Genomic DNA, 12,585 nt, shown 5'->3' with positions numbered 1-12,585 from the left:
TTTGGCGATCGCTGACCCTTCTCCGGAGATGACCAACGTGCTTCAATACTTATCTCTTGGGCAAAAGTTGCAGAAGGGTGAATATACAATTGAACGCGAATTAGGACGTGGGCGATTTTGTATTGCCTATCTGGCTCAGCGATCGAATGGGGAACGATGGGTCATCAAGATTTTGAATCCGCACGTGATGGCAGGGTTAACGTCAACAGAGCGAGATCGCTTGGAGACGATGTTTTGGCAAGAAGCGGTGAAGTTAGCAAAGTGCAGTAGCACGCCGCATATTGTCACTGTGGAGATGCCCTTCAAAGAAGGGACGGTGATTTGTTTGCCGATGGAATATGTGGATGGCAATAGCTTGGGCGATCGCGCGCAACGGATACTCTTGGAATCTACGGCTTTAGAGTATGTGCAGCAAATTGGTGAAGCGCTGACGGTGGCACATGGGCAAAAGCTGATCCATCGGGATGTACGCCCTGCGAATATCTTTTTGCGGATTCGGGGTAGCAAGGCGGAAGCGGTACTGGCGGATTTTGGGTTGGCAGTGGCTTGTGAGACGGAACAATCGCGCACACGAGAACTTGAGCGAATGGATGGTTTTTCACCGATCGAGCTTTACTCGCGTGGACAGGCAGTTGGTGACTATACCGATGTGTATTCGTTGGCAGCGACGCTCTATGAATTGCTGACGGGGGAAGTGCCTGTGAGTGCTGAAGCGCGTAAGGTTCGAGGGGAGGCGTTGATCTCACCTCAAGTGATGAATCCAGAGATTTCAGGGAGGACGACGAAGGCGATTTTGAAAGGGATGGAGCTTTTACCGGAGCGGAGGTCGCAGTCGATATCCGATTGGTTGAAACTGTTGGGAGTAGAGAAGCAGAGAGAATCCCCTGTAAAAGAGGCGACTAATTGGGAGAAGTGGCAGGCGATTTGGGCGGCATTGGCAGTGATCGTTGCTTTAGGGATGGGCATTCCAGCGTGGCTAGCGTTGAATAAGCCTGATCCCCCACCGACTCCTCCAGAAAAACCTACGGTGCAACCCTCGGCTAAATCGACTCGGTGAGTGACAATGTGGACAGGGATTTAAGCAGTTTGAGCCATTTGGGTAATGTGAGACGATGACTTGGGCAGAAGGACAGTTATTGCAATCTGGAAGGTATCGGATTATCCGGCAACTGGGCGGAGGTGGATTTGGGCTGACCTATCTTGCTGAAGATTCCTCTTTGCGGCGGCAGGTAGTGATTAAAACTCCGAATCGGATCTTTCAGCGGGATCAGGAGTACGAAAAGTTTATTAGTCGCTTCAAATCCGAAGGGCAGGCACTTGCTAAGATTTCCCATCCTAATGTGGTGCAGGTGATTGAGTTTTTTCAGGAACAGGGAATGCCTTGTTTGGTGATGACATATGTACAGGGGGAAACGCTGAACCAGTTGATTCGCAGACGAGAACAGCTTCCTGAAGGTGAGGCAGTGCAATGTTTTCGGCAATTAGCAACGGCGCTGCAATTTGTCCATCAGGCGGGTTTAATTCACTGTGATGTTCATCCTGGCAACATTATGCTGAGGCAAGCTGGCGATCCAGTGCTGATTGACTTTGGTTCTGCGAAGACATTGCAGCCTAGTACTCAGACAGTAACAACGACCCTGAATGATTATGCGCCCTATGAACAAGGACGGGGTGGCGCACCTCAGCCGACGTTAGACATCTATAGTCTGGCTGCGACGCTTTATTTTGCAGTGACTGGGAGCAAGCCAGAATCAGCTATGAGTCGAAAACTCTACGGCGATGCGCTAAAAGAGCCAAAGCAGCATCGTGCGGATCTGAGCACTTGGCTGAATCAAGCGATCCTGAAGGGTATGGCACTAGAACCACAAGATCGCCCGACTTCAATGCAGGCATGGCTAAATCTACTTCAACCTCCACAGATGCCAAAACTCACTTCAGTCGTTCCGTCAGGCAACGCGCAGCCGAAACAACCTGCCCAGATACGGCAACCCTCTTTCCCATGGATTGGACTAGGCTATGTTGCACTGGGATATTTGCCAATCGGTATTCTACTGGGATGGAGTACTTTATCAGTTTCAGCTGGGGATGGGGCTATGGCTGTGGCTGTGACCATGGCTGGGGCTGGGGCTGTAGCTTGGGCTGGGGCTAGGGCTTGGGCTGGCGCTGGCGCTGGGGTTGGGGCTGGGGCCGTGGCTGTGGCTGTGGCTGGGATTGAGGTTTGGGCTGGGACTAGTGCTTGGGCTTGGGCTGTGGCTGTGGTTGGGCCCTGGGCTGTGGCTGTGGTTGGGGCTTGGGCTGGTAGGGCTTGGGCTTGGATTAGTTTCTGTTTAATCGGCGCTTTATTGGGAGGCGCAATCTCAGACTATTCTATAATTCTCGGTATCTGGAGTAGACTAGGACTAGGATTACTAGCATTTGTGCAATTCTTTCTGATACTGATGGGCGTAAGAGCTTCAGAAGGTTTTTTAGACAATTGCGATCGCAAATCCAGAATATTAATCATCGGAACCATCTCGATCTTAGGCTTGGCATTAGGTGTTGGTCTTGGTTGGTGGCTAAATCTCTCCGGTGCCAAGTTCCCGTTTTAGATTGTCATCTCCAAAGCTTGAAGGGGTAGACGCGATCGAGCTTTACTCCTTGCTAATCTTCGATCTCTGAAAGTTCCATCCAGCGAATGGTTGATGTTTCAATCTGCTCTTCAAGTTCAGCTAATCGCTCAGAAAGTTTCTGGACTTCACTAAATCCGGAGGGTGGATTGTGATAGAGCTTTTGCTCGATCGTGGATTTTTCCTCTTCCATCTGCGGAATTTGCGCCTCTAAAGCTTCGAGTTCGCGCTTCTCTTTGAAAGAGAGCTTCCGAGGCTTGTTTGAAGCAGGCTTTGGCTCAGATTTTTTCTCGACTTGTGGTTTCTCAATGGGTACTTCTTCGTCTTTCTTGAAATCCAAGTACACAGAGTAATTGCCGGGATATTCTCGAACGGTTCCACCGGATTCGAGCGCAAAAATCTTATCTACAGTGCGATCGAGAAAATAGCGATCGTGCGAAACCACAATTACACAGCCGTTGAAATCTTCTAAGTATTCTTCTAAAACGCCTAACGTCTGCACATCTAAATCATTCGTCGGCTCGTCCAGAATCAAAACATTCGGCGCACTCATTAAAACGCGCAGTAAAAATAAACGCCGTCTTTCTCCACCGGAGAGCTTATTAATCGGCGCATATTGTTGATTGGGCGAGAAAAGAAACCGCTCCAACATTTGAGACGCAGTAATCACTTCACCGTCTGCCGTTTTGACTAACTCGGCTACGTCTTTGAGATATTCGATCACCCGCTGATTTTCATTAACGAGCAGATCATCCGAATGTTGATCGAAGTAGCCGAAATGAATCGTGCTGCCCGTCTCGATCGTACCTGAATCGGGTTCGAGTCTGCCTGTAATCAAATTCAGTAAAGTCGATTTCCCCGCGCCATTTCCGCCAATAATGCCAACGCGATCTTCTGGGTTGAAATTGTAGGTGAACTCTTTGATCAAAGTGCGATCGCCGAATCCCTTGGTTACTTTTTCGAGTTCAACAACTTTTTTGCCGATTCGTCGCCCTGCGGTTGAAATCTGCACTTTAGTTTGAACTTGCTTAAACTCAGTTTCTTGCATCTCATGGACGCGATCGATTCGAGCTTTCTGCTTGGTACTGCGCGCTTTTGCTCCCCGTTTGAGCCATTCTAATTCTCGGCGCAATACCCCTTGGTGCTTGCGTTGTGAACTCGCTTCAGATGCTTCTTGGGCTGCTTTTTTCTCTAAATAGTACGAGTAATTGCCGCTATAGCTGAAGAGATCACCGCGATCGAGTTCGATAATTCGATTCGTCACTTGATCGAGAAAATAGCGATCGTGAGTCACAAGCAACAATGCACCACGATAGCGACTGAGATAGCTTTGTAACCACTCGATCGACAACGCATCTAAATGGTTCGTCGGCTCGTCCATCAATAACACATCAGGTTCTGCGAGCAATGCAGTTGCTAAGGCGACTCGCTTACGGTATCCACCTGAGAGCTTTTCAATCTTGGCTTCTAAATCTTGAATGCCTAGCTTAGACAGAACGATCTTTGCTTTTGTCTCGAGTTCCCAAGCATTGATGGCATCCATTTTTTGAGTGACCTGAGACAATCGCGCCATCACTGCATCTTGATTGCCATGCGCTAATTGTTCAGAGAGATGCTCATATTCTTTCACCAATGCCATCTGCTCACCGCTGTCGGCAAATACTTGTTCTAAGACGGTGCGTTCTGGGTCGAGGTCGGGCTGCTGCGGTAAATAAATCATCCGACTGCCAGAACTGGTGGTCAATTGACCACTATCGATCGATTCCATTCCAGCGACCATCTTCAGCAAAGTCGATTTGCCTGATCCATTGGTTCCGATCAAACCGACCTTTTCACCAGCTTCTAGGGTGAAATTCGCATCTCGAACAATTTCTTTGATGCCGAAGTCTTTTTTAACGGATCTGAGCGCGAGTACGGGCATAGGGGGTTTGATCTAGGACTGAAGTTTGATTCTAACCTCCGGAAGCCAAAAACTCTGCTGCGCTCAGCATGAATTCTGCAAAGGCGACGGGGTGAGCATCTTTCGCTTAGCGGTTGAAACAGCAGCTACACAGACAAAACCCGCCTCCGCAAGTTCAAGAGATTTTGAGTGCTCTTAGTCTGCAACGACGGGCTTTGTTTACATTGCCGCGAATTCCATTCGCAAGGCGCAGAAACGGATCTGGATTTAATTCATGGCTCGAACAGCGGCTCTTTCATCTTTGAGCAAAACTTCTCGAATCAATCGAGCTGCCATGCGCTGCGTGAAATCTCCGACAATTTGCTGCCCCATTTTCTGAGTTTCCGGTTTTGTTAACAAGCGCGGAATCAAAGCCAGCATCTTAGTTTGATCAAAACCACGGCTCTGTCTCAAAATTTCCCAGACTTTTTTGAGGTGGTCTAAAGTGGCTTGATTCTCAGGCGCTAAAGCAGGACGTTCTACGGCTAAGCCAACTCGCTCCCGGAAACCATACGTCAAATTCTGCCAAGCCGCTTGAGACAGCGAATCTAAACTCTTGACGATTTCATTGACTAAATTGACGCGGATAAATTCACCACGATCGCTAAACAAAAATTCCGTCGCTTGATCCAATGCCTGATCCAGGTTGTAATCAGAATTATCTTTGGCATTTCTCAGCAAATTCTCTAAGCGATTCCAGCGGAAGCTGCCATCTTTGAACAACAAATCGCGCAAAGATGCTCGTAATTCTGGAGCCGGATCGGTAAGCAATCGTTTAGAAACGTAAGGATAAGCCTTACTCAGTACCTTGAAGTCGGGATCAACGTTGATGGCAATCCCTTCTAGAGTGACCAGCGATCGAATAATCAAGGCAAAGAAGGCAGGCACTTGAAACGGATATTCGTACATCAATGCCGATAACTTATCCGTAATACTCTTGATATTAATTTCAGCAACGGAAGCACCTAATGCTTCGTTAAACACTTCTGCAAATGCTGGAATGATCGGCGTGAGATCCATCGTCGGCGATAGAAAGCCTAGATTCACGTAATCGTTGGCTAACCCTTCAAAATCGCGATTGACTAAATGCACGATCGCTTCAATTAATCCATATCGCTGATAGGGTTCTACCTGGCTCATCATGCCGAAATCCAGATAAGCTAAGCGTCCATCCGGCATCGCTAGCAAATTCCCTGGATGAGGATCAGCGTGAAAGAATCCGTGCTCTAGAAGCTGTCTGAGTGAACATTGCACCCCAACATCGATGAGGTGCGTTGCATCGATTCCTTGTTCACGAATCGCTTCTAGCTGAGTCAATTTTGTCCCTGTGATCCACTCCATCGTGAGTACGCGCCGCCCGGTGTACTCCCAATAGATCTTAGGCACATAGATTTCAGGCAGATGTCCGTAAAGTTCTTCAAACCGTTCAGCGTTGTGACCTTCTTGGGTGTAGTCCATCTCCTCGAAGATGCGGGTCGCTAGCTCATCAGCGATCGCGACTAAATTACTCCGTATGCGCTTAATATTCTTCATCGCCCATGCTGACAAGCGGCGCAGGATAAACATATCCAAGGCAATACTTTGCGCCAAACCGGGACGCTGAACCTTGACTGCAACCGTTTCTCCCGTTTTCAGCTTGCCTTTGTAAACCTGACCCAAAGACGCAGCCGCGATCGGCATCGGGCTAAGTTCTGCATAAATCTGATCAGGAGTTTTGCCTAATTCTTCTTGAATAAATTGAAAGGCGACTTCATTCGGAAATGGCGGCAACTGATCCTGAAGCTTTGTTAATTCTTCTAAATAAATCGGGGGCACCAGATCGGGTCGTGTCGAAAGCGCTTGACCGATTTTGATAAAGGCAGGACCCAGTTTGGTCAACATCTCTCGCAGATGTACTGCCTGTTGTTCCTGATGTGCCACACTTTGGCCCGTGACGCGATCCCACCATAACCGAGTCGCAAAAAATAAAAAGGGCAAGAAAATTCCAGCCGTCCGTTGCCAAACCTTGAGCGTGCGAGTTCGGTAATAGGCTGCGATTAAATCTGGGTCATATCGCAAAGTTGTCATATCCGCCTGATTTGGGATCAGCGCGAGTTCTGACGTAATCATGCCGTTCTCTGTCCGAATAAACGGCAGAGCATCCGGGATCTGAGCTTCAGTAGAGATTGCGGGGCGTGTGGGAGTTCCATTCATCGATCGGCACCGGATACGGCAATGTAAACTATTGTAACAAGAAGCTTTGCGAGAGTTAATATTCTCAGTAAATCATCTTGTTCCAAGGATTGGGAGAAGTTTGATCGCCAGATTACCGTATCAAAACAGCAGAGAAATCCCGAAAAAGGGCGAGACCTTGAATTTTCTGCCTCATTCTCTTGACGCTTCATCAGAACGGATTTACTATTATCGAGATCAAATCTCTCTTGTACTCCTAGCCGTCCCCGCTAACATTAAAGGGTGTGGATCATCTTTTGTGAGCCTTCATGCTATTGTCTCTGCGGATCGAAAACTTTGCACTGATTGACCATCTTGACCTTACCTTTGGGTCAGGACTGCACGTTTTGACTGGCGAAACGGGCGCAGGGAAATCGATTATTTTAGACGCGATCGATGCCGCACTAGGTGGCAAGGTCACAGGTCGGGCTGTCCGAACGGGAGAGGAAAGAGCCTCGATCGAGGCAACGTTCCGCGTCAATGATCTCCTCAAATCCTGGTTTGAGCAGGAACAGATTGATTTACTCGATGAGGATATTGCAGTCTGTAGTCGCGAGATTGTGGCTCTGGGCAGTAGTCAGCGGAATCGATCGAGAATTAACGGGGTATTGGTCAACAAGCAACAGATGGAGGGATTGCGCGATCGCTTAGTCGAAATTACCGCGCAAGGGCAAACGGTGCAATTAGGTCAGCCTAGCCTTCAGCGAGATTGGCTCGATAGTTATGGGGGCGTTGCTCTGCTCAAGGCGCGTGAAGTTGTCAGTCAGGCATTTACAACCTATCAGCAAGCGGCTCAAGCATTAGAGAAACGTCGCCATTCAGAACAGCAGCGTCTCCAACAGCTTGATCTGTTTGAGTATCAGTTGCGGGAGTTGAATGCAGCGAATCTAATTGATCCTGATGAATTGGATCAATTAGAGCAAGAACGGAAGCGTTTGAGCCATAGTGTCGAATTGCAGCAGCAAAGCTATCAGGTTTATCAAGCGCTTTATCAGAATGAAAATGGCGAAGATGCTTGTGCAGATTTGCTCGGAAAAGCAGAAAATTTGCTGACAGATATGGCTCGATATGACGAGCAAATTCAGCCGATTTTGGAGATTGTCACTTCGGCGCTTGCTCTCGTTGAAGAAGCGGGACAGCAAATGAATGCTTACGGCGATGATCTCGAAACCGATCCACAACGGCTGCAAGAAGTAGAAGATCGCGTCCTCGAACTCAAGCAAATTTGTCGTAAATATGGACCAACTTTAACCGACGCGATCGCACTACAGCAATCCCTCCAATCCGAGCTGGAAGAACTAACTGGGGCAGGACAATCGATCGAAGAACTCGCTGAACTCACTGAAACTCGCAAAGCTGCATTGATCGAAGCATCTGAGCATCTGACTCAATTGCGCAAATCGACCGCACAAGGATTAGAAGCGCGATTAGTTGCCGAATTGAAGCCGTTAGCGATGGAAAAGGTGCAGTTTCAAGTTGGAATTACGCCTATTGCTCCGACTTCTGCCGGAAGCGATCGTATTACTTATCTCTTCAGTCCGAATCCTGGCGAACCGTTGCAGCCTCTAACAGAAATTGCTTCCGGTGGAGAAATGAGCCGCTTTTTACTAGCACTTCAAGCCTGTTTCTCTCAAGTCGATTCTGCGGAAACGTTAGTCTTTGACGAGATTGATGTGGGTGTATCGGGACGGGTGGCGCAAGCGATCGCTGAAAAGCTCTATCATCTCGGTCGCCATCACCAAGTTCTCTGTGTGACGCACCAGCCAATTGTCGCAGCAATGGCTGACCAGCATTTCAATGTTGCGAAGCAAGTGGTTGAACTGCACAAGTCACAGAATGGTAAGGGCGCAGATTTGCGAACGATCGTAAAAGTAACTCCCCTTGATCGAGAACAACGCCGTCAGGAACTAGCTCAGCTTGCCAGTGGTCAAGTGGGTTCGACTGAGAATGCAACCACTGAAGCAGCCGCGATCGCGTTTGCAGATTCGTTACTAGAGCAAGCTGCAAGTTTGCAAGCAGGTCAAGCTGGTTTGCCCCCAGCAGAGCAACCGAAGGCGAAGGCAAAACGGGCAAAATCGGCACGTCGATCGTAGATTGATATTGTTTCAGATCGATCATGGCGAGACTGGCTTCTATTTGGTCAATCTTAGACAGAAGCGCGATTACTACTGTGGCAAGACTGGCGCGATTGTGTCGAGATATAACCATCGGAGGTCGTAATGAGTGAGGAGAAGCCCAAGCGCGGCAGACCGCGTGTGCATGAAAATCGACAGCAGGAATGGAAAAAACGCACCAATTTCGAGCAGTCTGAAAAACGCCGCAAATACAAAGCGGAATGGGCAAAGCGCAAACGACAGGAAAAGAAGCAAGCTGAATCTGAGTAGGCAAAAAAGCGATCGAGAAAACCTCGATCGCGCTCACTCAATCGAGAAAACCTCGATCGCGCTCACTCAATCTGAATTACTTCTACTGAATCGCGTGGACATAGTTATGATTTGGGGCACAAGTGAAACTGTGCGGAAACCATTCCGAGGTGCGCGGAGACCCGTAACCTCTACCCGTGTCGTCCCTGTACTCGATCGCAGTGGAGGTGACGACAACGCCAGTCGCTGCATTGTTCAGTGTTTGGCTTGACCAAGTCTCAGTTTCGTTCGGTGTCAAGACTTTGTTAAGCAGTCCTTCCGTGTAGACTGTGTTGCCACCGACTTTGTACAGCAATCGAAGCACTTTGATTGAGGCTCCCTTCTTATTTGTTACTTTCACAGTGGCTTGGCATTTGACCCCGGCTGCGGTAGCTGGCGACGTAGCGCCGAACGGCACGGTAGCGCCGAACGAGACAGCTAGTGCCATAGTAAGCGCGGCTAGTACACGGCGATGAGTAGCGTTGTGCAGCGGATCAACTCTGAATTGCGTGTTGCAGATAGCCATGAATATTTCTCCTTTTGGAACTAGATATTGTTGATAACTGGGTAGTGACCTAGGACGAGAAAACCTACCTAAAAAAGGTTTCAGCTAACAAAGGATTGAGCCTTGAATAGATCCTGTCTCGTCTGATGTTGCTACCCAACAACCTACACGGTGGACTTCTGACTTTTATGCAGTGCAGTCAGTTGCGATATCCGAAATCTTTTTAAGCAGCGATCAGGGAGATCGATATCTTGCAGCCGTTTCCTTCTCCTCATTTCCAACCGAATCCTGAAAGTTACGGCACTGAATTGAGCACAACGCCGTCAGGAGCTAGAACAGCGTGCAAGTCGTCAGATGGATTCGCTGAGAATGCGATAACCGAGACAGCTACGATCGCGTTTGCGAATTCGCCGTGAGAGCAAGTTGCAAGTTTGCAAACAGGTTAAGCCGTTCCGTCTTCAATAGAGCACCTGAAGAAAACAAAACGGACAAAATCAGCACGTCGATCGTAGGGCAGCACTTAAACTTCAACAGAAATGCTGATCGATTATCAAGGTCTAAAACTCAAAATCCCCCAAAGTTGGGGGACTTAGGAAGCGAATCACCTGCACACAAGGTAGCACGCGCTAAAACTGAATCGTTTCCGTCTCGGCATTTGCTGCTTCTAACCATTCCTGCATTGCTGGAAGTGCCAAAATCGCATCTGCATAAGCCTGACAAACCGCATCAAGCTTCACATCATACGTCCGAAATCTCAACACAACAGGCGCATAAACCGCATCCGCGATCGTAAACCTGCCAAACAAAAACGCTCCTCCTGCTCCATATGTTTCCCGGCAATACTTCCAAATGGTTGTAATGCGATCGATATCTTTCTGAACTTCCGCCTGAATCTCATAGTTCGGAAAATGCTCTCGGCAATTCATCGACATTTGAGTTCGGAGCGGCAGAAATCCAGCATGCATCTCTGCACAAATCGATCGCGCCATTGCACGAGCAGAGCGATCGCCTGCCCACCACGATCGCTCAGGAAACATCTCGCTCAGATACTCGAAAATCGCCATTGAATCCCAAACCGTTCGAGATTCGTGAATCAAAATGGGAACTTTTCCATTTCCATTTGGGCAGTACTGGCGAATTTGCTCAGAAGCTTCCGGTGTATAAAGTGGAATCCGAACTTCATCAAAGGAAAAGCCAAACTGTTTCAAAGCAAGCCACGGACGCAATGACCAAGATGAATAGTTTTTATTGCCAATGATTAAAGTAAGAAAAGCCATAACTTTAGACAACTGGGGCGTTGACGGATTCGATCGAGGATTCTAATCTTTGTCGAGCTAGATAGTCAGCAAGCTGAGCTTCGATTTTAGTTCTGACCTCTTGCCGATACTCATAGAAATGCTCATTCAAAGCACAAACTGCTAGGTAATGTTCGACTACTTTGGGATTGTTTCTCAAAATGCTAAACAGATGATGCCAGAATATCCAGCGGGTTTCTCGAACGACCCCTTGTCGCCAGCAAATCGTAAGAAAAGCTTGAACTACTTTCCAGGTTACTTTTCTCAGCTTCGATCGATGTCTCGGCGCGCCTAATTTCATGAAATGCCGATACGCTCGATCGAGATAGTTCACCGGATCGTACAATCGCCAAAATCCATCAATGTATTCGCGCGTGACTTCTTCGAGCGGACGAGTCGGAACAAAGTTCATCAGTGTTGTCTGATTAATGTTCGCGACATCTTCAACCAAGCGCCCTTCCTTCTTCAAGCGATGCCACAAAGCCGTATCAGGTAAAGCTTGCAACATTGAGAAAATTGCGATCGGAATTGTGGTTTGTTCTACAAATCGCACAATGCGATCTCCCGCACCCGATGTTTCACCATCAAAACCAATAATGAAACCTGCCATCACCCGCAATCCTTTCCGAGCGATCGCATCGACTGCATCAGACAGAGAATCGCGTGTATTTTGATGCTTATTCGTTAAGGTTAAGCTAGACTCATCCGGGGTTTCAATCCCCAAAAACACACTGTTAAAGTTACACTCGACCATCATCTCCATCAGTTCTGGATCTTGTGCTAAATCAACTGAAGCTTCAGTACTCAAACTAAAAGGATGTTGATGTTCGATCATCCATTCTTTCAATGCCTTTAAAAGCAATTTAACATTGCGCTTGTTGCCAATGAAATTATCATCGACCATAAAAATCGATCGTCGCCAGCCCAATTCGTATAAGCGATCGAGTTCTGCTAGCAGTTGTTCAGGACTTTTGGTTCGAGGTTTGCGCCCATAAAGCACAATGATGTCACAGAATTCACACTGGAACGGACAGCCTCGTGAGAACTGCACCGACATATTATCGTAAGCATCAAAATCTAGTAGATCAAATCTGGGAATCGGTGTAGTGCTAACATCGGGTCGATCTCCACCTGCACGATAAATCCCGTGTGTCTCGCCTTTCTGCACAGCTTCGATAAACATCGGCAAGGTGATCTCACCCTCATCCAAAATTAAGTAATCTGCCTCGGCGACTTCATTCGGTAACGCCGTTGCATAAGGGCCGCCGACAGCGACCTTCTTCCCGCGACGTTTTGCTTCTCGGATTTGATCTAAAAGATCGCCTTTCTGAACAATCATGGCAGACATGATCACGAGATCTGCCCAATCCCATTCCGCTTCCGTTGCTTCGCGGAGATTGCGATCGACTAATTTAAACTCCCATTCTTGCGGTAAAATTGCAGCCACCGTAATCAATCCAAGCGGCGGTAACATTGCTTTGCGTCCGACAAGCTGTAACGCTTTTTCAAACGACCAAAAACTTTGTGGAAAGACTGGATAGAGCAACAAAACACGCATAGTTAATCCCGATAAACCTATACTATGAACTCAACGGCAAGCTTTCGCAAGCTTAACGTGATCTTCTAG

Annotated in this window: 9 protein-coding genes; 4 read left to right on the top strand and 5 right to left on the bottom strand. The window is 48.0% G+C overall.

Going from position 1 to position 12,585, the window contains the following annotated elements; genetic code table 11:
• The first annotated feature begins 28 nt into the window (after positions 1-28).
• Complete coding sequence (locus tag OU814_RS03885; RefSeq protein ID WP_268180643.1) at positions 29-1,057, top strand: serine/threonine protein kinase; 1,029 nt, start codon at positions 29-31, stop codon at positions 1,055-1,057.
• Between the two features lie 55 nt (positions 1,058-1,112).
• A complete protein-coding gene (locus OU814_RS03880; protein WP_268180641.1) occupies positions 1,113-2,588 on the top strand; it encodes a serine/threonine protein kinase in 1,476 nt (491 codons plus the stop codon).
• 52 nt (positions 2,589-2,640) lie between these two features.
• On the opposite strand, the gene OU814_RS03875 is transcribed toward OU814_RS03880, so the two are convergent.
• The gene (locus OU814_RS03875; RefSeq protein ID WP_268180639.1) at positions 2,641-4,527 is read right to left on the bottom strand and encodes an ABC-F family ATP-binding cassette domain-containing protein; all 1,887 of its coding nucleotides are present in this window, start codon (positions 4,525-4,527) and stop codon (positions 2,641-2,643) included.
• Between the two features lie 246 nt (positions 4,528-4,773).
• The gene (locus tag OU814_RS03870; RefSeq protein WP_268180637.1) at positions 4,774-6,738 is read right to left on the bottom strand and encodes an ABC1 kinase family protein; all 1,965 of its coding nucleotides are present in this window, start codon (positions 6,736-6,738) and stop codon (positions 4,774-4,776) included.
• Positions 6,739-7,025: 287 nt separating this feature from the next.
• Between OU814_RS03870 and recN the strand changes: the two genes are divergently transcribed.
• Both recN and OU814_RS03860 read left to right on the top strand, forming a co-directional pair.
• The gene (gene recN / locus OU814_RS03865; RefSeq protein ID WP_268180598.1) at positions 7,026-8,849 is read left to right on the top strand and encodes a DNA repair protein RecN; all 1,824 of its coding nucleotides are present in this window, start codon (positions 7,026-7,028) and stop codon (positions 8,847-8,849) included.
• 126 nt (positions 8,850-8,975) lie between these two features.
• Positions 8,976-9,140: a hypothetical protein gene (locus tag OU814_RS03860; protein WP_268180596.1), complete on the top strand. Its 165-nt coding sequence runs from the start codon at positions 8,976-8,978 to the stop codon at positions 9,138-9,140.
• 82 nt (positions 9,141-9,222) lie between these two features.
• Here the strand turns inward: OU814_RS03860 and OU814_RS03855 are convergent, their stop codons facing one another.
• The 3 genes from OU814_RS03855 to OU814_RS03845 all read right to left on the bottom strand — a co-directional run bounded on the left by OU814_RS03855 (position 9,223) and on the right by OU814_RS03845 (position 12,516).
• A complete protein-coding gene (locus OU814_RS03855; RefSeq protein ID WP_144056269.1) occupies positions 9,223-9,606 on the bottom strand; it encodes a hypothetical protein in 384 nt (127 codons plus the stop codon).
• A 683-nt stretch (positions 9,607-10,289) separates the two neighbouring features.
• Positions 10,290-10,940, bottom strand: coding sequence for a glutathione S-transferase family protein (locus OU814_RS03850; protein ID WP_268180594.1), 651 nt, complete (start codon positions 10,938-10,940; stop codon positions 10,290-10,292).
• A gap of 4 nt (positions 10,941-10,944) precedes the next feature.
• Complete coding sequence (locus OU814_RS03845; RefSeq protein WP_190653448.1) at positions 10,945-12,516, bottom strand: B12-binding domain-containing radical SAM protein; 1,572 nt, start codon at positions 12,514-12,516, stop codon at positions 10,945-10,947.
• Positions 12,517-12,585 lie beyond the last annotated feature (69 nt).

The organism is Leptolyngbya sp. GGD (genome assembly GCF_026735145.1).
In the GTDB taxonomy this organism is placed as follows: domain Bacteria; phylum Cyanobacteriota; class Cyanobacteriia; order Leptolyngbyales; family Leptolyngbyaceae; genus Leptolyngbya; species Leptolyngbya boryana.
Note: the sequence above shows the minus strand (reverse complement) of the source record. Positions and strands in the feature narration are given on the sequence as shown.